The 24,195-nt window shown below is 40.0% G+C and carries 23 protein-coding genes and 2 riboswitches; of the genes, 8 read left to right on the top strand and 15 right to left on the bottom strand.

The window, feature by feature from the left end:
* Position 1 precedes the first annotated feature (1 nt).
* From ACMGGO_RS10375 to parE, 3 genes are all read right to left on the bottom strand, one after another.
* A complete protein-coding gene (locus ACMGGO_RS10375) occupies positions 2 to 997 on the bottom strand; it encodes an ABC transporter substrate-binding protein (RefSeq protein WP_054550232.1) in 996 nt (331 codons plus the stop codon).
* A 153-nt stretch (positions 998 to 1,150) separates the two neighbouring features.
* Positions 1,151 to 1,261: riboswitch (TPP riboswitch) on the bottom strand.
* 108 nt (positions 1,262 to 1,369) lie between these two features.
* Entirely contained in the window at positions 1,370 to 3,808 is a 2,439-nt protein-coding gene (gene parC / locus ACMGGO_RS10370) for a DNA topoisomerase IV subunit A (RefSeq protein WP_103118203.1), read from the bottom strand.
* Positions 3,805 to 5,781, bottom strand: a complete 1,977-nt coding sequence (gene parE / locus ACMGGO_RS10365) for a DNA topoisomerase IV subunit B (RefSeq protein ID WP_048393067.1) — start codon at positions 5,779 to 5,781, stop codon at positions 3,805 to 3,807. The genes parC and parE overlap by 4 nt, the downstream gene beginning before the upstream one ends.
* A gap of 561 nt (positions 5,782 to 6,342) precedes the next feature.
* Here parE and plsY point away from each other — a divergent pair.
* The 6 genes from plsY to ACMGGO_RS10335 all read left to right on the top strand — a co-directional run bounded on the left by plsY (position 6,343) and on the right by ACMGGO_RS10335 (position 11,632).
* Positions 6,343 to 6,945, top strand: coding sequence for a glycerol-3-phosphate 1-O-acyltransferase PlsY (plsY, locus tag ACMGGO_RS10360; RefSeq protein WP_048393068.1), 603 nt, complete (start codon positions 6,343 to 6,345; stop codon positions 6,943 to 6,945).
* A 19-nt stretch (positions 6,946 to 6,964) separates the two neighbouring features.
* On the top strand, positions 6,965 to 7,255 hold the full coding sequence (locus ACMGGO_RS10355) for a HesB/YadR/YfhF family protein (protein ID WP_048393071.1): 291 nt from the start codon (positions 6,965 to 6,967) through the stop codon (positions 7,253 to 7,255).
* A 188-nt stretch (positions 7,256 to 7,443) separates the two neighbouring features.
* On the top strand, positions 7,444 to 8,988 hold the full coding sequence (locus ACMGGO_RS10350; protein ID WP_374805570.1) for a spore germination protein: 1,545 nt from the start codon (positions 7,444 to 7,446) through the stop codon (positions 8,986 to 8,988).
* A gap of 25 nt (positions 8,989 to 9,013) precedes the next feature.
* Entirely contained in the window at positions 9,014 to 10,213 is a 1,200-nt protein-coding gene (locus ACMGGO_RS10345) for a Ger(x)C family spore germination protein (RefSeq protein WP_374805571.1), read from the top strand.
* A 5-nt stretch (positions 10,214 to 10,218) separates the two neighbouring features.
* A complete protein-coding gene (locus ACMGGO_RS10340) occupies positions 10,219 to 10,452 on the top strand; it encodes a hypothetical protein (RefSeq protein WP_221682867.1) in 234 nt (77 codons plus the stop codon).
* A gap of 31 nt (positions 10,453 to 10,483) precedes the next feature.
* Positions 10,484 to 11,632, top strand: coding sequence for a GerAB/ArcD/ProY family transporter (locus tag ACMGGO_RS10335; protein WP_374805572.1), 1,149 nt, complete (start codon positions 10,484 to 10,486; stop codon positions 11,630 to 11,632).
* A 39-nt stretch (positions 11,633 to 11,671) separates the two neighbouring features.
* Here the strand turns inward: ACMGGO_RS10335 and metA are convergent, their stop codons facing one another.
* Positions 11,672 to 12,607, bottom strand: coding sequence for a homoserine O-acetyltransferase MetA (gene metA / locus ACMGGO_RS10330; protein ID WP_004227915.1), 936 nt, complete (start codon positions 12,605 to 12,607; stop codon positions 11,672 to 11,674).
* A gap of 123 nt (positions 12,608 to 12,730) precedes the next feature.
* A riboswitch (SAM riboswitch) is annotated at positions 12,731 to 12,842 on the bottom strand.
* A gap of 203 nt (positions 12,843 to 13,045) precedes the next feature.
* Here metA and ACMGGO_RS10325 point away from each other — a divergent pair.
* A complete protein-coding gene (locus tag ACMGGO_RS10325; RefSeq protein WP_004227912.1) occupies positions 13,046 to 13,417 on the top strand; it encodes a nucleotide excision repair endonuclease in 372 nt (123 codons plus the stop codon).
* 52 nt (positions 13,418 to 13,469) lie between these two features.
* Here ACMGGO_RS10325 and ACMGGO_RS10320 read toward each other — a convergent pair whose 3' ends face one another.
* Together ACMGGO_RS10320 and ACMGGO_RS10315 are read right to left on the bottom strand one after the other, a co-directional pair.
* Positions 13,470 to 13,856, bottom strand: coding sequence for a hypothetical protein (locus tag ACMGGO_RS10320; protein ID WP_066036677.1), 387 nt, complete (start codon positions 13,854 to 13,856; stop codon positions 13,470 to 13,472).
* A 22-nt stretch (positions 13,857 to 13,878) separates the two neighbouring features.
* A complete protein-coding gene (locus ACMGGO_RS10315) occupies positions 13,879 to 14,661 on the bottom strand; it encodes a TrmB family transcriptional regulator (protein WP_054550238.1) in 783 nt (260 codons plus the stop codon).
* 125 nt (positions 14,662 to 14,786) lie between these two features.
* Between ACMGGO_RS10315 and ACMGGO_RS10310 the strand changes: the two genes are divergently transcribed.
* The gene (locus ACMGGO_RS10310; protein WP_374805573.1) at positions 14,787 to 15,557 is read left to right on the top strand and encodes a TSUP family transporter; all 771 of its coding nucleotides are present in this window, start codon (positions 14,787 to 14,789) and stop codon (positions 15,555 to 15,557) included.
* A 40-nt stretch (positions 15,558 to 15,597) separates the two neighbouring features.
* On the opposite strand, the gene panF is transcribed toward ACMGGO_RS10310, so the two are convergent.
* The 9 genes from panF to ACMGGO_RS10265 all read right to left on the bottom strand — a co-directional run bounded on the left by panF (position 15,598) and on the right by ACMGGO_RS10265 (position 24,192).
* Complete coding sequence (gene panF / locus ACMGGO_RS10305) at positions 15,598 to 17,043, bottom strand: sodium/pantothenate symporter (RefSeq protein WP_048393080.1); 1,446 nt, start codon at positions 17,041 to 17,043, stop codon at positions 15,598 to 15,600.
* Complete coding sequence (locus ACMGGO_RS10300) at positions 17,043 to 17,306, bottom strand: YhdT family protein (protein WP_004227902.1); 264 nt, start codon at positions 17,304 to 17,306, stop codon at positions 17,043 to 17,045. Before ACMGGO_RS10300 ends, panF begins: the two co-directional genes overlap by 1 nt.
* A gap of 253 nt (positions 17,307 to 17,559) precedes the next feature.
* Positions 17,560 to 18,114: a short-chain dehydrogenase gene (locus tag ACMGGO_RS10295; protein WP_054550239.1), complete on the bottom strand. Its 555-nt coding sequence runs from the start codon at positions 18,112 to 18,114 to the stop codon at positions 17,560 to 17,562.
* Positions 18,115 to 18,175: 61 nt separating this feature from the next.
* Positions 18,176 to 19,651 carry a class I adenylate-forming enzyme family protein gene (locus ACMGGO_RS10290; RefSeq protein ID WP_420281873.1) on the bottom strand — a complete coding sequence of 492 codons (1,476 nt, stop codon included), beginning with the start codon at positions 19,649 to 19,651 and terminating at the stop codon, positions 18,176 to 18,178.
* A 15-nt stretch (positions 19,652 to 19,666) separates the two neighbouring features.
* A complete protein-coding gene (gene fabG / locus ACMGGO_RS10285; protein WP_048393085.1) occupies positions 19,667 to 20,398 on the bottom strand; it encodes a 3-oxoacyl-ACP reductase FabG in 732 nt (243 codons plus the stop codon).
* Positions 20,382 to 21,293 (bottom strand): alpha/beta fold hydrolase, encoded by a 912-nt coding sequence (locus ACMGGO_RS10280; RefSeq protein ID WP_269898412.1) that lies wholly within the window; start codon positions 21,291 to 21,293, stop codon positions 20,382 to 20,384. Before ACMGGO_RS10280 ends, fabG begins: the two co-directional genes overlap by 17 nt.
* A gap of 12 nt (positions 21,294 to 21,305) precedes the next feature.
* Positions 21,306 to 22,310 carry a 3-oxoacyl-ACP synthase gene (locus tag ACMGGO_RS10275; protein WP_420281872.1) on the bottom strand — a complete coding sequence of 335 codons (1,005 nt, stop codon included), beginning with the start codon at positions 22,308 to 22,310 and terminating at the stop codon, positions 21,306 to 21,308.
* Complete coding sequence (locus ACMGGO_RS10270; protein ID WP_420281871.1) at positions 22,307 to 23,323, bottom strand: branched-chain amino acid ABC transporter permease; 1,017 nt, start codon at positions 23,321 to 23,323, stop codon at positions 22,307 to 22,309. Before ACMGGO_RS10270 ends, ACMGGO_RS10275 begins: the two co-directional genes overlap by 4 nt.
* Positions 23,320 to 24,192 (bottom strand): branched-chain amino acid ABC transporter permease, encoded by an 873-nt coding sequence (locus ACMGGO_RS10265; RefSeq protein WP_004227888.1) that lies wholly within the window; start codon positions 24,190 to 24,192, stop codon positions 23,320 to 23,322. The genes ACMGGO_RS10270 and ACMGGO_RS10265 overlap by 4 nt, the downstream gene beginning before the upstream one ends.
* Positions 24,193 to 24,195: the final 3 nt, after the last annotated feature.

Here is a 24,195-nt window from a genome sequence, read left to right as displayed (position 1 = left end):
CTTATTTGGCCTCCTTTTTAGGTAAGAAATCATTAGTAAAGGCTTTTTTCGCATCAAATTCGCCCTCTAATACTTGATTGCTAGACATCCATTTCGCGTAATTTTCCCACACCGAAAGCTTTTGCTCTCCCCATTGCTTGGCATCGTCCTGGTATTTATCGGCCAGCCATTCCTGACTTTTTTGCACCAACGCTTTATCTAAATCAGGAGCTGCTTCGATTAAAATATCAGCCGCTTCACTTGGGTTTTCAATTGCGTATTCATAGCCCTTCGATGCAGCTGCCACAAAGGCTTTAACAACATCAGGATTGTCCTGTATCATTTTTTCATTTGTAGCTAAAACTGGCGTATAATAATCTAATTGATCACTATAATCTGTAAGATATAGCATATTGATCTTTTCCCCACGCAGCTCAGCTTCAATTCCTGTCCATGCATAATAAATCCAAGCAAAATCAATATCTTTTTCCATCATTGTGAAGAAATCTAAATCGCCTGCATTGACGATATCTAGCTTATTAATATCTGCCTTTTCTTTTTGCATGAGTGATTGTAAAACGGCTTGCTCTAATGGCGCGCCCCAACCACCATAGGTTTTACCTTCAAAATCCTTTGGCGATGTAATGCCCTTCGAAGCAATAGAAGCAAAGCCAGATGTATTATGCTGTATAATTGCTGCGATGGAGACCAGCGGCACATCCTGTACTCGTGCCTGTGTTATGCCTTCCTGATAGCTCACGCCAAAATCCGCCTTTCCAGAAGCAACAAGCTGATCTGCGCCCGCCTCACCAGGCATAATAATATCAACATCTAAACCCTGTTCCTCAAAATAACCGAGTTTTTTGGCAACATATAGTCCTGTATGATTTGTATTCGGCGTCCAATCCAGTACCACAGACACCTTTTTCAGCTTGTCTGCAGCCTGCTTGTCATCCTTGTCACTACAGCCTACTAATGTCAATAGTGCTGCCAATAAAATAAAAAACCATTTTTTCATGCGAAAGCCTCCCAGTTTGTAATATGAAAGTGTTCATGAATGAATGTTGTCACCAGAAGAAAGCGTATACAATGTTGGCAAGCTGTTGCTTGAAAACATAAAAAAACGCCTAGGATTCCTCCCAGACGTATTGCAATCAATCTTCAAAACTTTGCTTTTTGAATAGATGTTCCCTACGCTGGTACGAGCCAAATCAGGTTCAAAGGGTCAGCGTCTACCGGACACAATCTCAGCTAGCAATTACTAGCCCCCCTACATTCTTTCGCTATGAACTTTTCGATGATTATTATACCCATAGTTTCACTTAAATGACAAGGTGCTATTTTTGAATAGAGCTTAAAGCCCAGCGCTCCTAAGAGGCTGGGCATGCTATTAGCTTGGTTTCTGTTCTTTTTTGGCTGTTACAACATGAGAAATTGCTCCATCTGTTGCAATATCCACTTTAAATGAACCATTGGAATGGCGATCCGCACGAGACAATGCTTGTACGTCAATCATCTCTTGAACACCTTTTTCAGTTTCAATCACAACCTGCTCCTCGTCTGTTGCTTGAACAACTGCCACAATTCGGTGAGGGTTTGCTTTTAACTCTGTTAATACTTTTAGTCCACGTTTTGCACGACTTGCTACTTCAACTTCAGCGACATTCATTTTCTTCACGGCCCCACGCTGTGTCACAATCACTACATAGTGGGTAACATCTGGCTGTAATACATTGACGCCAACTAAGGCTTCTCCATCTTTTAGTGTGATCCCTTTCACACCACCTGTTTTCACACCTGTTACAGGTAGTTCCTCCATTGGGAAACGAATCGCATAGGCTGTATCTGTTGTGAGCATCAGCTCCACGTCATCAGTCACAAATGATGCATAGATCATCGCATCACCAGCCTTGACATTCATCGTTTTAATTGGCTTTGAATAACGCGTTACCGCATAGTCTGCGAGTGGTGAGCGCTTAATTTGGCCATCTTTTGTGGCTGTGAAGACATACGTATTTGGCTGGTCAAATGTTTCGAAACCATAAACCGCAATAATCGATTCATCTTCCCCTGTTGGTACAATACTTGAAATATGCTGGCCGAGATCCTTCCAGCGTATATCAGGCAGCTCATGAACAGGCTGATAAATATAATTGCCTCGATTTGTGAAAAGCAGTAGATGGTGCTGAGTATTTAAATTTGCTTCATACAATAAATAATCTGAATCCTTCATGGCAAAATCTTGCCCGTTTGAAGCGGCATGAGAACGTGTGGATGTACGTTTAATATAACCATCCTTCGTTACTGTTACGACAACCTCTTCACTTGGCACAAGGACATCCAATGTAATTTTGATTTCTTCAATTTCTTGCTCAATCTTCGAGCGACGAGGTTCTGTAAAGCGTTTCTTAATATCTAGTAACTCTTGTTTAATAACACGCACTAGCTTTGCTTCACTTTGTAGAATCCCCTCTAGCTTCGCAATTAGCTTATTTAACTCGTCCTGTTCCTGACGTAGCTCTGTAATATCCGTATTCGTTAAACGATATAATTGCAGGCTTACAATGGCCTCTGCTTGTACCTCTGTAAAATCAAACTTTGCTTGTAAATTAAGCTTCGCATCCTTCTTATCATTAGAAGAACGGATCGTCGCAATGACTTCATCTAAAATGGAAAGAGCTTTAATTAATCCATCTACAATATGAGAACGATCCTTTGCCTTTTGTAAATCATAAATGGAACGGTTTGTTACCACTTCTTTTTGATGGGCAATATACGCATCTAGCAATAATGGCAATGTCATCATCGTTGGACGACGGTTATGAATGGCAATCATATTAAAATTATAAGCTACCTGTAAATCAGTTGTTTTAAACAAGTACTGTAAAATTCCTTGTCCTGGTACATCCTTTTTCAGCTCAATTACGACACGTAAGCCTGTACGGTCTGATTCATCACGAATTTCTGCAATGCCTTCTAGTCGTTTATCTACACGTTGCTCATCAATTTTTTTCACAAGATTCGCTTTATTTACATCATATGGTAACTCAGTGATAACAATTTGCTCTTTACCACCCTTAATTGGTTCAACAACTGCTTGTGCACGGACGATGATTTTACCACGACCTGTTTCATACGCCTTTTTAATGCCATCAACACCTTGAATGATTCCACCCGTTGGGAAATCAGGTCCTTTAATCACCGTCATCAATTCATCTACAGTAACATTAGGCTTGTCTAAGCGCATCAACACAGCATCCAGTACTTCATCTAAGGCATGTGGCGGAATATCTGTCGCATAACCAGCGGAAATTCCTGTAGAGCCATTGACTAAAAGGTTAGGAAAACGTGCTGGTAATACAGTTGGCTCCATATCCTGATCATCAAAGTTTGGCACAAATTCGACCGTTTTCTTGCCAATATCTCGTAGCATTTCAGCGGCAATAGCTGATAGTCTCGCCTCTGTATAACGCATTGCAGCTGGAGGATCGCCATCTACCGAGCCATTGTTCCCGTGCATCTCAATAAGCATATGACGTGCCTTCCAGTCCTGACTCATCCGTACCATCGCTTCATACACAGAGCTATCGCCGTGCGGATGATAGTTACCAATTACATTACCCACTGTTTTTGCGGATTTACGGAACGGCTTATCATGTGTGTTGCCTTCCGTAAACATCGCATATAAAATACGGCGCTGTACTGGTTTAAGACCGTCACGTGCATCAGGCAACGCGCGGTCTTGAATAATATATTTACTATAGCGACCAAAACGGTCACCCATTACTTCTTCTAACGGTAAATCTTGAAACTTTTCTGTACTACTCATGCTTGGTCCTCCTCTTGTTGGATGAATTCATTCTCTAAAATGTTAGAATCATCCTCCATACCGAAGTCTACATTGGCTTCGATCCATTTACGACGTGGTTCCACCTTATCACCCATTAACGTCGTGACACGTCTCTCCGCTCGTGCACCATCCTCGATTGTGACACGAATCAATGTCCGTGTTTCAGGGTTCATCGTTGTGTCCCACAGTTGGTCTGCATTCATCTCACCAAGACCTTTATAACGCTGTAATATGTAACCCTTTCCAACCTTCTTGATGGCCTTTTGTAAATCACTTTCTGTCCAAGCATATTCAATGACTTCTTTTTTCCCTGTACCTCTAGAGACTTTATAAAGCGGCGGTAGTGCGATATAGACCTTCCCAGACTCAATGAGCGGACGCATATAACGATAGAAGAATGTTAATAGCAAGACTTGAATATGTGCCCCATCCGTATCCGCATCGGTCATGATGACTACTTTATTGTAGGCAGAATCCTCCACCGCAAAATCCGTACCAACACCTGCCCCAATCGCATGGATAATCGTTGAAATTTCTTCGTTTTTCATAATATCCTGTAGCTTGGCTTTCTCTGTATTGATTACCTTCCCGCGCAATGGCAGAATCGCTTGGAATGTACGGTCACGACCTTGTTTAGCAGAGCCACCCGCAGAATCACCCTCGACTAAATACAGCTCATTTTTTGCCGCATTACGTGACTGAGCTGGTGTTAATTTTCCAGATAAAATCGTACTACCCTTTTTGTTTTTCTTGCCATTTCGTGCATCCTCACGCGCTTTACGAGCTGCTTCACGCACTTGCTGCGCTCGAATCGCTTTACGAACAAGAGAAGCTGATAACTCTGCATTTTCCTCTAGCACATACAAAATTTGCTCAGACACTACACTATCTACTGCAGAACGAGCCTCACTTGTCCCAAGCTTGCCCTTTGTTTGTCCTTCAAATTGCAGTAAATGCTCTGGGATACGAACAGACACGATCGCTGCTAAGCCCTCACGAATATCTGTCCCCTCAAGGTTTTTATCCTTGTCCTTTAACAGGCCAATTTTTCTTGCATATTCATTAAAGACACGTGTCAATGCTGCCTTTGCACCCGTTTCATGTGTACCACCATCACGTGTACGGACATTATTAACGAATGATAAAATCGTTTCTGAATAACCATCGTTATACTGGAAAGCGAACTCTACTTCGATTTCATCCTGTACGCCTTCTACATATTTTACTGGATGAAGGACATCTTTTTCCTCATTCAAATACGCAACGAAAGCCTCGATGCCATTCTCATAAAAGAACACATCGCTCTTGCCTTCCTCGCGCTCATCAATTAATTCAATTTTTAAGCCCTTTAATAAAAAGGCTGATTCACGTAATCGTTCTGCTAACGTATCATAATTGAATTTTGTGACAGAGAAGATCGTTTCATCTGGTAGGAAATGAACAAGCGTTCCTGTCTGCTTGGTCTGCCCAATATTTTCAAGTGTTGTGACAGGCTGTCCACCATGCTCAAAGCGTTGACGATACTTTTTACCATCGCGATGGATTGTCACCTCTAAAAATGTTGAGAGCGCATTCACAACGGAAGAACCAACACCATGTAAACCTCCACTTGTTTTATAGCCACCTTGACCAAATTTACCACCAGCGTGTAGCACTGTAAAAATAATTTCTGGTGTCGGTTTGCCCATTTTATGCATACCGGTTGGCATCCCACGTCCAAAGTCGCGCACACTCATACTTTGATCTTTATGAATTGTGACAATAATATGAGATCCAAAGCCAGCCAGTGCTTCATCCACCGCATTATCTACGATTTCATACACAAGGTGATGAAGTCCACGGCCATCCGTAGAACCGATATACATGCCAGGTCGTTTGCGTACCGCTTCTAATCCTTCTAATACTTGTATAGCGTCATCATTATAGACGCTAGGTGACTGTTTATTCGTCAAAAAAATTCCCCTCCAAAAAACAAACGCATGTTCTATTTATGTTCTCATCCTAATAATAATAGCATTTCCTGTCAATAGCTAGCGACAGGTCCAATAAAATTTTAAAATTTGCTCACAGTTTTGATCTTTTTTATTAATAGTAAACATCTTCAACAGTTGCTTAAAATTGGTATTTGAGCAAGACAGACTGCTTCTAGCTTCCATCATCATTTGACGCATTGAAGCCTACTTAGTTGCAAAATAAAGTTGTGATGCTTGCAAATAAAAGCACACTAACTCGTGCCTTGCGATTAAACAGGATAAAGTTAGACTTCTATTCTACCAAAGGAATGAGCGATTGACAAAATTGCCATTTTGCCTATATTTTTATAAAGGTTTTAGTGCTTCCTACAAATTTATGTCTAAAAGCCTAGTCCTCACTAATAGATTCTCTTTTGTATTGATTCAAGACTTCGGATGAAATCTCCTTCATAACATTGTAGATTAGCAAGAAAAAGTGTAAAATACTTGTTACAAACTATTAGTACCAAGTGATGGACTATGAATGAAAGGAGTCCAACTATGATCAATGGACTTATTATTTTATGTGCTTATCTAATCGGCTCTATACCTTCTGGATTATGGATAGGCAAAATTTTTTATAATACCGATATTCGTGAACACGGGAGCGGTAATCTTGGTGCGACCAATACTTTTAGAACATTAGGGAAAAAGGCTGGTATTATTGTTACGGTGATGGATGTCTTAAAAGGAACTGCCGCTGTCTTACTCGTGACACTTCCTGTTTTCTCTGATACTACACTCCACTCTTTATTACTGGGTCTTGTCGCTGTTATCGGTCATATGTTCCCGATCTTTGCCAACTTCCGTGGTGGGAAAGCTGTGGCAACGTCAGCTGGTGTATTATTAGGCTATTCTTGGCCACTCTTTGTCCTACTATTTATTACCTTTATTGTGACATTAAAAATCACAAAAATCGTCAGCTTAACATCAATGATAGCCGCTTTAGTAGCGCTTATCTATGCAATCGTTTATTATTTTATTACAGGTGACTTTGCATTAGGCATCTTGGTAGCCTTTTTATTTACCTTTATTATTTATCGTCACCGTGCCAATATTGCTCGTATTAAAAACGGCACCGAACCAAAGGTAAAATGGCTGTAGGAAGAGAGGAGCATTTGAAATGAATATTGCATTGACAGATGAAGCCCTACAATGGTTCAAACATGAAATGGAAGTTGAACCTGGTGATACAATTCGTTTTTATGCACGTTATGGTGGCTCAAGTCCGTTTCACGAAGGCTTTTCATTAGGCATGACACGTGAGGAACCTATTGCCATAGGTGTGCAAACAGAAATTGATGGTGTTATCTATTACATTGATGAGAAAGATCTTTGGTTCTTTAACGATCACAATTTACATGTTGATGTTGATACAAGTAATGATGAATTACAATACGACTATCGTACATAAAGCAGTTTGTCCTTTCCATACATGAAAGGACAGACTGTTTTTTTATTTATTACAAAACAAGACACACAAAAGTTGCAAGGAATGTGATATTGCCACAAATAGCTAGATTTTTCATATCGCTTTCGTTTATCTCTCAAAAAAATTGTCCATTCTAAAGATAATGAACGACCATTTGAGGAGGAAAACACATGTCCATGTCTAACAATCACGAGACCTCCCCATCCCATACAACGAACGATTTATTGTATACTTCCCTATCTAAAAATATAAAAATCATTCAACAGTCACTAGGGCATAGTAATGATATTATCATACGTGAAATTGCGATTGGAGAAACTGATCCTCATAGCCTCGCCATTATTTCCATTGATGGCTTATCGGATAAAACGACTATTTCTGATTCTGTTATCGATAAACTGATGGCAAATATTGAAGAAGAACAAGATATTGAAATAACAACCATTAATCAATATGTTCGGAATTCCTATTTAACGGTAGGCGATGTGACGAATATTGAGCATTTCACAACACTCTACAATGCCATTCTCAATGGTGAAACGGTTATTTTATTAGATGGCTTTGCCGAAGGGATTGTGACAAGTACTAGAAGTGCCAAGGATCGAGCTGTCACAGAGCCATCGACGGAATCCGTAATTCGCGGACCGAGGGAATCCTTTACGGAAACCTTGCGAACGAATACAGCGCTCATTCGTCGCAAAATAAAAAGTCCGAATCTCTGGATAAAATCACGCGTTATCGGAGATGTGACACAAACAGATGTAGTAGTGATGTATATAAATGGCATCGCCAGTGACAAAATCGTCGCAGAGGTATTGGCTCGATTAGATCGTATTAATATTGATGGCATTCTAGAAAGTGGCTATATTGAGGATTTTATACAAGACTCAAAAAACTCTATGTTTCCAACCGTCTACAACTCTGAACGACCTGATGTCATCGCAGGTGAATTATTAGATGGCAAAGTGGCGATTCTAGTTGATGGCACACCTTTCGTCTTAGTCGTTCCAGCGCTATTTACATCCTTTTTACAATCAGCAGAAGATTATTATCAGCATTGGATGATTAGCTCACTTGTACGTATCTTGCGTTTCTTTGGTATCAGTCTAGCATTAGTAGCACCATCCTTGTATGTGGCGATTACTACCTTTCATCAGGAAATGCTACCGACACCCATGTTAATTAGCATTGCTTCACAAAGGGAAGGCGTACCCTTTCCTGCAGTAGTAGAAGCGCTTATTATGGAGGTTGCCTTTGAGGTCTTAAGGGAAGCTGGACTTCGTATGCCTCGAACAATCGGTCCTGCGGTATCCATCGTAGGTACTTTAGTTATTGGTCAGGCAGCAGTTGATGCAGGCGTCGTTTCCGCTGTAATGGTAATTATTGTAGCCTTAACAGCGATTTGTAGCTTTCTATTCCCTGCCTATGGTTTATCGAATACGATTCGTGTACTACGTTTCCCATTAATGATTTTAGCTGCTATGTTTGGTTTATTCGGTGTAATGTTTGGCATTATGCTAATTATTCTTCATCTATGTAGCATTCGTTCATTTGGTGTACCTTATTTAAGTCCATTCGCACCGTTGGTATTACAGGATCAGAAGGATGCGTTTCTGCTGTTCCCGCGTAGAAAGTTACTTACACGACCTCGTTTAGTCAATCAAAAAAATATTGTTAGAGGACATAACTATATCAATGTAAAAAGCAGGAAATAACAACTGGATAAATGAGGAATAGAATATGGCAAAATTAAACTGGATTTGCTTACTATGTATCCTCACTTTACTGTTAAGTGGTTGCTGGAGTAAGCGAGAATTAAATGAATTAGCCATTGTGGTAGCACTAGGCATTGACAAAATAGATGAGGAATATGAAATTACGGTTCAAATTGTTGATCCTAGTGAAATTTCAATGCGCCAAGCTTCCACTCAACGCTCTCCTGTCGTTAGCTATCATTCGAGAGGCGAGACCATCTTTGAGGCCATTCGCAAAATGACGACTATTGCAGCACGAAAACCTTATTTTGCACACCTTCAAGTGGTTGTATTAGGGGAAGATCTCGCAAAAGAAGGCATTAGTGATGCACTTGATTTAATTGTAAGGGACCATGAATTTCGTAAGGATTTCGACGTCATTATGTCTCACGAAGCAACAGCGAAGGAAGTATTAAATGTACTAACACCCATCGAAAAAGTTCCTGCTAATAAAATGTTAAATTCCCTTGATGTCTCTGAAAAGGCTTGGGGCTCCACAATAGCTGTTAATATTGATGAATTAGTCAATACATTAAGCAATAAGCATAAAGGGGCGTTAATTTCTGCTATTGAAGTTCATGGCGATAAGAAATTAGGGGTAGATCAAACAAATGTGCAACGTGTTAAAACACCTGTGCTATTACGTTATACAGGTTTAGCGGTCTTTAAAGGAGATAAATATATAGGGCTACTGACTGAAAGTGAAAGCAAAAGTGTTAGTTTTCTTAATGACAAAATTCAAAGTACGATAGAAATCATTGCCTGTCCTAATAAAGGGACCTTGTCTACTGAAATTACCCAATCCACTACAAAGGTGAAAGGGTCATTTAAAAACGGGAAACCGAAAATCGATGTTCATATTAATGTAGAGCAGAATGTTGGAGAGGTCGAATGTGATATCGATCTTACCAAAAATAAATCGATTGATTACGTTAACAAAAAAACAGCCCAGGGAATTGATGAACGCATAGAAAAAACAGTAGAGAAAATTCAACAGCAATATGAAGTAGATGTTTTTGGATTTGGGGATGCCCTACATCGGGCAGATCCTAAGCAGTGGAAAAAAATAAAGGATGATTGGACTTCCATTTTTCCAGATTTAGCAGTGGTAGTTCATGTAAAGGTAACTACCCAAGGTTCAGGTACGATGCAAAATTCATTATTAAACAAGCCAAAGGAGGAATAAATGCAATGGTACTAGCCGTAGCTATCTTGATCATCGCGATAATCATTGCGCTTATTTTTATTCCAAAGCTAAAAAAGCAACAGGATAGAAAAGCCATGATTGTATTCTCCTTTTTGCTTCTTATTGGAACGGCTTTAAATATGGGGATTGCCCTGAAAATCCATATTCCTAGCCCATTAGATTTGATTACCTTTATCTTCACACCAATTAGGGATTACATTGTGTCATTCACAAAATAGAAAGATGGACTGAGAAACGGAGGGTAGCTTGATGGAAAAAGAGATAATTAGTTCAAGACAGTTTACAATCGTTACCTTCCTCTATTCTATCGGTACAGCGATTTTAATTATCCCTTCGAGTATTACTGGTGCCGCTAAGCAAGATGCTTGGATAGCGGCAAGCATTGGTGTTCTCCTTAGTTTACTGGTACTAAAATTATTTTTAACACTGGCCAATCAAACACCATCTCTAAACTTTATCGAGGCCAATGAAAAAATTCTTGGGCGTTTTTTTGGGAAAATCACAGCAATTTGTTTCCTGATTATGACCTTTCTTTCGGCTGGAGAATTACTCTATTTTATCGGTATTTTCATGAAAACGGAAGTAATGCCAGAGACACCGACATTAGCATTTGCCCTACTGTTCAGTATCATTATTATGTATGCCGCTTATTTAGGAATTGAGACCTTTGCCCGTTCGGCAGAAATCCTCTTCCCATTGTTTATCTTTATTTTTATTTTTTTCGTCATTAGTATTACCCCTCAAATTACATTTGAGAATATTCAGCCTCTACTAGAAGCGACCAAAGCATCTATGTTTTATAGTATTGCACGCTTTATGAGTATCTTTTCCTTTCCATTAATTGTATTATTGATGCTCTATCCTACTGGCGTCAATGTACAGCCGTCTGCACAGAAAGGGCTATATATTGGGGCAATTTTTGGCGGAATCGTCTTAGTTACGTTGATTGTCCTATCGATTCTTGTATTAGGTCCTGAAAACACTGCATCAAGGACATTTCCTAGCTATGCCTTAGCACAAAGAATATCTATAGGGAATTTTTTGCAGCGTATAGAAATCATTATGGCATTTATGTGGATTTCGTCTATTTATATTCGTACATTTATGTATTTCTATACGACCGTTGTTGGCCTTGCACAAATTTTGAAGATCAAGGATCATCGTCCACTCATTATACCGATGGGGATAATTGTTATTGGACTTTCTCAAATTGTTCATCCAGATATTGTGCATTCTACTAATTATAATAATGAAATTTGGCCAATCTTTTCCTTTATTTTCACCATTTTATTACCCATACTTTTGCTGATTGTGGTAGTTATTCGCAATCGTAAATCCAAGGCTCAAAATAACGAAACACCTCAGCAGGAAACAGAAAATGACAATCAAAAAGTCTAATTTCTTCTAAGCTAGAAAAGAAATTAGACTTTTTATTAATTAAATATGATATTCGATTTCATCTACAAAATCCCATTCATATGGTGTTTCTTGGTAAACATAGTAGTTCAACCAGTTAGAGAATAATAGATGCGTATGGGCACGCCATGTATTCATCGGCACTTGTGTCGGATCGTCATTCGGGAAGTAGTTTACAGGAACGGCGATATCTATGCCCTTCGCCACATCGCGACTGTATTCATCGGCTAGCGTTGTCGCATCATACTCTAGATGCCCCGTAATCATAATATTTTTATTATCTTTTGATTGTACAATAAATACCCCAGCATCCTCTGAATAGGATAATAATCGTAGATCTGGATGATTGCGAACCTCGTCAATCGAAACAGATGTATAGCGTGAATGAGGTGCAGTAAATAAATCACTAAAGCCACGTACCAAATCTACAGTTAAATCTGTAATCACATGGGAATAGACGCCTGAGCATTTAGCAGAAAGCTCAACCTTCCCAATGCCATAATGATGATACAATGCAGCCTGTGCCCCCCAACATATATGTAGCACGGATGTCACATTCTTTTTAGACCAATCCATAATTTCTGAAATTTCCTGCCAATAGTTGACCTCTTCAAAAGCCATTTTTTCTACTGGCGCACCAGTTATAATCATACCATCATAGCGTCGGTGTCGAATCTGATTGAACGTTGTGTAGAAAAGCTGCAAATGGGATTTACTCACATTTTTAGACTCGTGTGTGGCTGTATTCAAAAAGGTAATATTGACTTGTAATGGTGTATTCCCCAATAAACGTAATAATTGGAGCTCTGTTTTTTCTTTTTCAGGCATTAAATTTAATATTAATATATTTAATGGACGGATTTGCTGTGTTTTCGCACGATCTTCTTCCATGACGAAGATTTTTTCCTCACGTAAATGTTCTCCAGCTGGTAAATTTTTCGGAATATTAATTGGCATCTTGCTTTCCCCTCTCTATAATCACTCTCTTTTAGCAAATCTTGCTTGCGTAGGATGCAACGAAATTAAAAAATCCTCCTCATTCCATACGAGATAGAATGAGAAGGATTTTTTTCACGTCCACTCTTATCTCTCAAAGGAAAAAATCCTTTGCTGGAATTAGCACCTTTCTAACGATTGTTAGAGGTTGCTGAAGCGTCATCGGGCCAAATCCCTCAGCTTCTCTTGATAAGATTATTTAATTATCTTGAATTGTAACATGAACTTGTTAGAATATCAATAATTCATAGAATATTTTGTGATTCACGCGCATGTTTCTTGGTCATTTGATGTACACTAAGCTTGCTATCTGTGGGGTTTCTACATTTAAAATTTATGGTAAACATGCCGTAATTATGTTACCATATACTTTTAGTAAGAGAGAGGAACGTGAATAGTTTGATTAAAATTGAATTTCCAAAACCAGATCTAGTAATCCGTCAACGTGAACAAGATTTAAAACCAGGTGATGTGCCGATCACACCTTACTTTGGTTTTATTGACTTCCATAAAATCACACGTGATAAAGGCGGCATTTTCTTATTCTATAATGACAAGAATGAGCTATTGTTTGTTGGGAAAGCACGTAAAATTCGTCAACGTATTAAAAAACATTTCGAGGATAATGTATCTCCGATGAAAAACCATCGTGATGAAGTGTTCAAAATTGAAGTCTATGAAGTAGAAGATCCAATGGAACGTGAAATTTACGAAACATATGCGATTAATACTTTCCGCTCTAAATATAACGTAGACAAAGTCTTTTATTAGGCATCACGTAAAGAAACCGAAATCTCATCTAAAGGGATTTCGGTTTCTTTTATCACATAATGGTCATACGATCAATTGGCGTACTCTGACCGTTTATTCGCAAATCAATGGTATCCAGCTCAGGATTCTTGACGGTGATTTTAAAAACATAGGGTTGTGCCTCTTTCCTTTGCTCGCTGCCTTCTTCTAACTGGATAATAAGCCTATTTCCCTCAGCTGTAATACTTGCCAATACATTCCCTTTTGAATAATAAACAAGGTAATATGGAGCATCCTTTTCATGCAATAGTTGTATTCTGTCATTAGAAACGATATTTTTTTGAACATTATCTGGGACAACCGTTAGCTCATGAATCGTTGGTGGATCGGTAGGTGGTGTAGCATTACAGGCTCCTAGCATTAGTAGGCTTATTAAACCTAGCAACACGAATTTTTTCAAGTAACTCCCCTTCCTTATACGACTATTCTAAGAAAAAAGCTTTACGCTCCTTAGCAATCCAGTCTTCTAACTCCTGATCATCACGTTTTACTAACCGATTGATGAGCACATCATGCCATATATAATCCTCTAACAAATAAATATGAACTGGATCATTGGTGATAAAGGCCGTCTCTTGGGTAGATGGAGAATGACCATAAATCATTTCCTGACCATCTATCGATAAGATAAACCAATGCGGTGTAGACGCTTTTTTTGTATAATGTGTGGCTCTATGCTGGTCAATTGAGGCGAGATGCTCTCCTACATACAACGTAATGCCATGAACAGGAACATGCAGCGCCACCTCTTGCAAATCTTCACGTAAGGCATCATACATATCTTCCCACATCGACAGCATCACTTTTTTCTTCGCCTTCTTTAGAAGTGACTGACAATAGTTGATAATGGATTCCTTGCCCTTCAGCATGACCACTTTAGGCTCAGCTTCCTGTACTTTTTCCTCTAATTTCTCTAATTTCCCGCTTATAGACGTAAAATTCGACTCCCAGCGCTGTTGCATTTGCTGTAAGAACACAGACACAGGCATTGCCGAATAGGTCGTTTGTTCTGCGGTCTCTTCTTTTAACACGATGCCCTTTTCTACAAGGATATTTAAAATATCATACACTCTTGCACGTGGTATGCCAGAATTTTTACTTACCTGATAAGCACTGACATGACTTTGCTGAACAAGTGCCGTATAGGCCTTCGCTTCATATTCTGTAAAACCCATTTCTTTCAGCTGGGTGATTAATTCCTCCATGTAATCCCTCCATTATCTTTATTATAGGCTACCAATGTGAAGATTTGCCAATGAAAAAATGGGGTTTACAGCGCAAATAAAATTAGTTACTATTTCAGTAGTAACTAATTATAAAGAGGTGTCATATGTTGTTTGAAATCGATGTACATATTCTCATACTATTAATTTCTTTTGGATTTCTGGCGGCTTTTGTTGACTCAGTAGTGGGAGGGGGCGGTTTAATTTCACTACCAGCCTTACTATTTGTTGGGCTCAATCCAGCTGCTGCGGTTGCCACGAACAAACTAGCAGGAGCTATGGGCTCGCTCACTTCCTCTATTTCTTTCTATCGTTCTGGCCAGCTGGACATTCACTCTGTCCTCAAATATTTTCCACTAGCATTTATCGGATCATTATGTGGTGCTTGGACTGTGCATCTGATTAATCCAGCATTACTAAAGCCATTAATGCTTGTTATGCTGGCGGCTGTTGGGGTATATACGATCTTTAAAAAGGATTGGGGTGCCGTCTCTACCGTAAAAAATCTATCTAAAAAACATTTGTTTTTATTTATGCTGCTATTATTTGCTATTGGTTTTTATGATGGATTTCTTGGTCCTGGGACAGGGTCGTTTTTAATCTTTAGCTTCTTATTGGTAGGCTTCGATTTTTTAAAGGCGGCTGGTAATGCGAAGTTTTTAAATTTGGCGAGTAATGTGGCTGGTGTTTGTATGTTTGCTTACTTAGGTCAAATTCATTATGTTTATGGTCTAGTCATGGGCATTGCGCAAATTGGTGGGGCTATGCTTGGCTCACGGATGGCAATCAAGAAAGGAAGTGGCTTTGTCCGCACACTATTTATTGTCGTTACAATGACATTACTTGCGAAAAATGCCTATGATTTTATGATGCATTAAAATAAACGCCACAGAATTTGAAATCTGTGGCGTTTTGGCGTTAAATCATAAGCTTTTCGTTTTTAAATTTATGACTAGTGGACAAACTGACAATCACAAAAATAAAGAAGGATGCGACAATGGGTATCGTGACTGTATGCATACCAAAGACAGAAGGATAAAACCGATCAATCATAATATACAACAACATGCCTGAAATCATTGACGCAATCGCTCCGTATTTATTCGCTTTTTTCCAATACAATCCTAAAACGACTGTCCAAATAAAGACAGCCTCTAGTCCACCGAAGGCAAATAAGTTCAACCACACTAATAAATCAGGTGGATTGAGTGCAAAGATGACAACGGCTAGGCCAATGACTGTTGTTACAATAAAGCTTGCACGCTTTATCTCTGCATCACTAGCTTTCGGCTTCATATAATTTAAATAGATGTCTTTGACAACTGTAGAGCTGACAAGCATTAGTAAAGCATTAACCGTAGACATTGTCGCAGCCATTGGTGCAGCTAAAACGATTCCTGCTAAAAATGGCGGTAATACCTTCAATGTCAGGAGCGGCATGACTTTATCACCAATCTCAATGCCCGGTAAGACAGGTCGGGCTAACACCCCAATTAAATGCATGCCAAACATGATTGTCCCTATGGCAATCGTGCCAATAAGAATCGCTTGATGCATACTTTTGGAATCCTTATAGCTCATCGCACGAACCGCAATTTGCGGAAGTCCTACAACCCCTACACCAATGAGAATCCAAAATGTTGAGACATACAGAGGCGTTAAATCTCCTTGTGCGCCAAATGGTGACACAAAGTCAGGATTTTCAGCGACCAGTGAGGCCATTATATTGTCGATGCCTCCACCTGCCACAATGGTGCCGATTAATAAAATAATTGTACCAATCACCATAATTGAACCTTGGACCGTATCTGTAAGTGCAACCGCACGGAAGCCTCCAATAATCACATATACTAACACGGAAATCGCAAAAATAAACAGTGCAGCTGTGTAGCTTAAGCCAGTTAATGACTCAATTAAGCGTGCACCCCCAACCCATTGAGCCATCATAGCCGAAAATAAGAAAACAATGATGCTAATGGCTGATAAAATAACAATGACATGGCTTTTGTAGCGTTCACGTAAAAAGTCGATTAACGTAATGGCCTGGTAACGACGAGCAATAATGGCGAATTTTTTCCCTAAAATCATGAGTACAAAATAACCTGCTGGTAGCTGAGCCATTGCCAGTAATACCCACCCAAGTCCTTTTGTATAGGCTACACCCGGTCCTCCGATAAAACTACTCGCACTGCCATATGTAGCAATCATCGTCATTGCAAGGATAAAACCACCCATTTCACGACCACCTAGGAAATACTCCTGCAGGAATGAATTAGAGGAGCGGACATGCTTATTGGCCCAAATACCGATTCCAAAAATAATAATTAAAAATAATAGCAATGGAAATACAACTTGCCAATGCATTAGCGATCCACCTCCTCATCATCGAATGGTACCTCTTTGAAAAAGAGTTTCATCACAATCCAGATAAGAAGGATCATAAAGCCTGTCCCAGCGATACAGCTATAGAAAAACCAGGCAGGAAAACCAAATACATACGTATAATTTCTTGGATCTCCTGAACCTAATCCATAGGCAAAGCCAAACCAAATCGCAAAGTTGACAAGGACGAGTCCAATTCCGATAAGCGCCTCTCGATGCGCTATTTTAAAGCGTTGATCTTTCACATGTAATCCCCCTAACCTACTCTATTTTACTGATATGTCGGTCTGATGGGAAGAGATGTGAGTAAATAAGGATAAGTTATATGGAAATGATTTTGTTATACTAAGTAAAAGGTAAGGAGAAGAAAGTTGCTTGATCCTGACGTTTTTCACACAAACCTAACTATCCCTCACAATTATGTAGACATCTACAACAAACTGATAATGGAGATAAGTAAAAACCTTCGTCCATCTAGTTAGACGAAGGTTAGTTAGTTTATAATGGTCGCTTTTCCCAAGGTTGTAGCGTCCCGACAATATGGATAGGTTGATCCTGTTGAATAGCAGCAACGACACCTTGCGATATTTCCTCATGCGTAAGCCATCTCGCATGACCTTCTTCCATCATAAAACCTAGCTGGATTTGCCTGTATTGCGAACGAGCAGGGAGCTTCAATTTCTCTTGGACTTCACTTAAATTCGCCTTACTCCCCAACACATGAAACAGTTTCCATTCCCCGTTATTCTCTATTGAAATTACATTGGAGATGTTCTCTAATGTAGTGTCCGCATAGGAATGAATCCAAGCAACGACCAATTCAATGGGCCCGTTATGCTCGAGCGTTTCTTCTAGCTTCTCTTTTAATAAGGCTATATTACAATAATCAACTAAAATCGGCGTTAGAAGGGCAGGTTTGGTTGTTCTATTTCGCAAATCTTCCATTCGATGGGCACTACGTCCAATTACTGAGACATGGTAGCCATCATTCACTAACCAAAGGGATGTGTCAGCCAACATCCCTGTTCCACCAATAACTAATGCGTGGGCCATTTATGTGTCCCTCTCTTATTTCGGATTTAGAAAGACGAGCGTTTCTTCCTTCTCATCATACTTAACAGATCGATGAGTCGACAAGCCTATACAATGCCTTTTTATCGATTTTACCAACGCTTGTTTTTGGTAGTTCGTCTAAGAAAATCATTTGTTTTGGAATCTTATAACGTCCTAATTGTTGATGACATAGCTCATTAAGATCATCTATTAGAGAGGCTACTTGGTGGGGACAAACAATAAAAGCTGTCACGATCTCACCCCAATAGTCATCACCTACACCAATCACGGCCACCTCCCGCACATCTGGATGCCGTAGTAGACATTGTTCTACTTCCTGAGGATAGATATTTTCACCACCTGAAATTATCATTTCTTTTCTACGCCCAACAATATAAAAATCGCCTTCCGCATCCATCATAGCTAAATCCCCTGTTTTCAACCAGCCATCTTGCAGGATATTGGCAGTTTCTTGCTTGTTATTCCAGTAAAAGCGAAACATATGCTTCCCTCTTACCAATAGCTCTCCTACTTCTCCAGGTGCACAACTTTTTCCTGTATGACTGATGATTTTAGCTTCATTGAATTGCATGCTTTTCCCGACAGCCCCCTTTTTTGCATAGGCACGCTCTCGGTCAATATAAAAATTATTGGGTCCTGCTTCTGTTAAACCATATCCCTCTTTAAAAAATAATCCCTTATTATAAAAAGCATCGTAAATAGGATGAGGGCACGGGGCACCGCCAGATAAAAATACCTTCATGGAAGGAAATTGATTTTCCTGAAAATACTTCGTAGCAATCATTGCTTGATACATAGTTGGCACAAAAAGAGAAATTGTCGTTTGATATTGGTTCGTTGCTTGTAGTGCCTCTTCTGCATCAAATTTATCGCCAATAATGACGGTTCCTCCCGCCATCAGTAAGGGAATGCATAAAGCATTTAAGCCACCAGTATGAAACATCGGCATATAATTTAATGTCCGATCTTGAGCATGTAAACCCCAGCTAATAATAGTATTCATGGCATTCCAATTGACCGACTGAAAGGATAACACTACTCCCTTTGGCTGACCCGTCGTGCCTCCTGTATAAATCATTAACCATGGATCATCCACATCCACGTCTTGCCTACTTGGTTGTATCTCCTTCTCATGCTGGCTAACATGAAGTGAAAACATTTTTTCTAAAACTAAGGGACAATGACTATCCTCTTCGTATAATAGGATAGCAGGAGTTGCATCCTCCAAAATTTGTGTTAGCTCCTCCTTGCTTAAGCGCCAATTTAAAGGTACATAAATGAGCCCACGTAGCCCACAGGCAAATAAAACAGCAAACAATTGGATATGATTTTTCGCAAAAACAGCGACTCTACTTCCCTTTTGTAGCTGCTGCCGTTCGAAAAATTGACTCCATTTGCCGATTTCCTCAGATAATTGCTGGTAGGTCCATTGTTCCTTTGATGTTAAATTAATCAAGGCGAGGTGGTGAGGTGTTAAAGCTGCACGTTTTAAAATCCATTCTTGCTCAACAAACATCTTGACTACCCCCTATCACATCATAATTGCGCCATCCACATGCAGAGTATGCCCATGAACATAGGAGGCCTCATCAGATGCTAAAAATAAATAGGCATTGGCAATATCACGTGGTGTCCCTAGGCGTTGTAGGGGGACGATTGATCGCATTTGAGCCAAAATATTTTCAGGCATTTTTTTGACCATATCTGTTTCTGTAAAGCCAGGTGCCACTGCATTAACATTAATCCCCTTACGCCCTAATTCCTTCGCCCATGTTTTTGTCATACCTACAATCGCTGCTTTTGTCGCTGCATAATTGGTTTGACCAACATTGCCATATACTCCACTAACTGAGGATGTATTTATAATTTTGCCTCCACCTGCTGCCACCATATAGGGAATGACCTCCTGTGTACAATGGAAGACACCTGTCAAATTAACATCTAGTACCTGCTGAAATTGATCCTCCGTCATTTTTGTCAGCATCGCGTCTCTTGTAATCCCCGCATTATTCACTAAAATATCAATCCGTCCTGCCTGTTCGATCACTGCCGTCACCAGCTGATTAACGCTCTCTCTGCTTGCAACATCTACTTGTATAAATACAGCATTTTCGCCTAGTTGTTGTGCTGCTAGAATGCCTGCTTTATCGTCATAATCGGCGATAAATACCCATGCCCCCTCCTCGATAAAACGCTCAGCCGCCGCATAGCCAATACCATTTGCAGCGCCTGTAATGATAGCCACTTTATTGTTCAAACGCATACTGTCTTCCTCCAATTTCTAAAAAGGCTTCAATTTCAGCTGTCAATTGTGCTAAATCATCGACCAAAGGCGAATGCCCACAATCTTTTAGGCTTACAAACTGTGCTGTTTTGCCTAAATCATGTAATATCTCTGCATTCATCTCCTCTGTAATCACCAAATCACGATCCCCTCGGAGCACTAAAATTGGGATATGAAGCAGCATGGCCTCCCGAGAGCCTTTTGCCACCTCATTGTCAACAGCGCTTATATTAAATGTATTGAGTGCATGATATACTTCTGCTAAATTGCGCTGTGTAAGCATATCCTCTACATATTCTTGATATTTTCCCTCGTTTGGTCGATGATGCGTATAAATTAATGCATTCCATATAGACTGTAAGCCTTCCGCATTTTTTTCATCGTAGAAGCCTTGAATAAGCTTTGTTTTGGATGTATCCACCAATACCTCCTCATAATGATAGGCTCGCTTAAAGGAGGCTGGATTGCCTGTTCCTAAATCCGTGTAAAATGGATAACCACGTGTAGAAGCAGACGCAAGTAAAATTAGTCGTTGACAGTGTCCTGGATAATTTGCTACAAACTGCATACAGACAGCTCCACCTGTTGACCAGCCAATCATATCAAAGCTTTGCAGTTGCAGTGCATCCACAAATAGTTTGACATCATCACTAAAATCTTTAATAGCAGTGATTGGCTTAAGATAGGATGATTCACCAAAACCACGTAAATCTATCGCGTAAATGGTGTATTTCTCGTCTAAAGCATCCATCAGAATATCCCAATGCTTAGAAGATGTCATATTGCCATGTACCAACACTAAAGGATGACCTCCACCTGATCGCTTGCGATAGGCCATTGTTTCTCCATTTGCTAGTTGAATCGTTTTTACCATGCCATTTCCCCCTTATCCCCAACGTATTGTGATAGCTCCCCATACATAGCCAATGCCAGCACTAACAAGCGTCACAATATCGCCTGCTTGAATTTGGTTTTGCTCCTGTGCTAGCTGTAGGGACAATATTTGATCGATCTGACCAATATGTCCATAGTCTTGCAAATAAATAGACTGCTCCTGCTGTAAGCCAAGCTCCGTTAAAATATAATCATGTGCAGATCTTTTCATATGCAACATCGCTAAATAATCTAGCTGATCGTCACTGTATCCACTTTTCGCTAAAGAACTGCGAATGACCTTCAAAAAATTGCTTAAAGATTTTTGTTCTAGCCGCTCCTTCATCCCAATGGGGTCCAAAACGTCAAGCTTATATAAATTTTCGGTTAAATGGGTTGGGGTTAATGGATTTTTCGTTCCCCCGACTGGCACGACTACATCCTCTGAGAAAGAACCATCCGTTATAATATCAGCCTCTAGTAGCAAATTTTTTTCATAGTTTTTTTGTAATAACATGGCCCCTCCACCAGCCGCTAAATTGTACATAAAGCGCGTTCGTGGATTGCTGTAATCGATAAAATCAACATTGCGATAACCACCTGCTAACAGAATGGTTCGTATCGTGTCATCTGAGGCCAATAGGCTTTTCGCCACTTTCAACGCCATGATTGTAGTGCCGCAGCGTAATTGCACATCAAATGCCCATGCATTCACAGCACCAAGCTCCTCTTGCATTTTAATGGAGGCTGTCCAGAGTGGATATTCCTTATGTTCCTCCCCCATATAGATGACAACATCAATATCCTTAGGGTCTATATTTGCTTTTTGAATCGCCTCCTGTGCTGCCCATATACCCATTTGCACGGTATGATCAGACTTATCAGGAATTGGCTTTTCATGAATGCCCATTTTTTGACGGATAATGGCCTCAGGAATATTGGAAAGAGCCGCAATTTCCTGCGATGCCATCTTCTGTTGAGGTAGATAAATACCTGTACTAACAATACCAACTGTCATTCAAATCGCTCCTTTTCCTGAGGCAAGGGACCTGTCGTTTTTCGTTGCTTTAGCCTTCCTCGCCACTTCCAAAAGAGCAATCTTAATGAGCCAATAATACCTTTTGGGAAGAAGATAACGGCTAAAATATAGAGAATCCCGAAGAAGATAATCCAACGTTCGAAAATAGGATAATCTCGTGCAAGCCCCGACAGTGCATGTTGCGCATATTCAATGACCGCCGAGCCTAATAACGGCCCCACTAAAGTACCAACCCCACCGATAATCGTCATTAACAATGCATCCAGCGTAATATCCATGGCCATCACACTCGTGTTAACGAAGCGCAATGACACTGCATATAAGGAGCCAGCAAAACTTGCTACAATGCCTGCCACAACTGAGGCAATGACTTTATAGTGCAACGTATTAAAGCCTAATGATTTCGTCCGCTGTTCATTTTCACGAACGGCAATTAAAATACGGCCTGTTGGTGAATTAACAAAGCGGTAGAGCGCCAAAAAGATGACAACCAAGCTTGCTAGCACAAAGAAATAGAAGGTCATTCGATCTCTAAATAGATCAGGTGCTCTGAATGTAAAGCCATCATTGCCATACGTAATAGAGCGCCACTTTTCAGCTAAGACTAAAAATAACCCCGAAAAGGCTAGCGTCAGCATCGCAAAAAAATGACTTTTTAAGCGTAAGGTTAATAAACCTACTAAAAAGCTAATGAAGCCTGCTAGTATCATACCAATCACGATGGACAGTACAAAGATCAAGAGTGTGTGATCCATCTGCTTAAGCATGACTGCTGTTGTGTAGGCACCTATGCCGAAGAACATGGCGTGCCCAAAGGAGACGATGCCTGTATAGCCTAGTAAAATATCATAACTCATTGCCAATATCCCAAAAATAAAGATTTGTGTGAGTAAAATAAGTAGTGTCCTTGAATCATTGACAAAAGGAAGGATAATAAAAATGACAAGTAACAGGAAAAAAGCGAAAGCGCGTAAAGATATTTTGTTGTTCATGATGTCCGCTCCTTTCGCATCGCAAACAGCCCCTGAGGACGGAAAATTAAAACGATGGCCATTAAAATCATATTGACCGCCAGTGACAGCACAGGGACATAATAAGCCATAAAGCTACCTGCTAGCCCTACTAAAATCGCTGCAAGCAAGGAGCCGGAAAAACTACCCATACCGCCAATTACCACAACAATAAAGCCTAAAATGGCATACTCCATGCCCATTTCCGCATAAATCACACCTGAATAGGGAGCCATCAACATCCCACTAAGTGCCGCCAGAGCAGCGCCCACCATAAAGACGTATAAAAATACACGCTTAATATGAATACCGAGAGCCTGCGCCATTTCCTTATCCTGCACCCCAGCCCGAACGATCAAGCCAATCTTCGTACGCTTCAGCATGTATTGGAAAATACCAAAAATCACAAACCCTATGACAATAATAAATAAACGATATTTAATGATGATCACATCACCAATTTCCCAGCTACCTGCTAAATAACTTGGTGTTTTTACTGCCACCCCATTTGGTCCAAAGACCACCTTAATAAGCTCCTGCAAAACGAGCATCAGCCCTAAGGTAATTAAAATTTGCTGAATATGATTGCCGTAAACAGGCGTAATAATGAATTTCTCTGTCAGCAGTCCAAGCAACGCTCCGGTCACAATCGCGCCTATAATCCCAACGATAAAACTTTCTGTCAACATATAGGTAAAGATGCCTGCATAGGCCCCCCAAACAAATAGCCCACCATGCGCAAAATTCAATACATCCATTAAACCGAAAATTAATGTCAAACCAGCTGCTAGCAGAAAAATTAACATCCCAGTGGCCAAGCCATTAATGATTAAATTGACCAATAGCTCCAATGA

Origin of the sequence: Lysinibacillus sp. BNK-21 (genome assembly GCF_048684915.1) — a bacterium.
In the GTDB taxonomy this organism is placed as follows: domain Bacteria; phylum Bacillota; class Bacilli; order Bacillales_A; family Planococcaceae; genus Lysinibacillus; species Lysinibacillus capsici.
The sequence above is the reverse complement of the archived record's forward strand: the minus strand, read 5'-3'. Positions and strand labels throughout refer to the sequence as shown.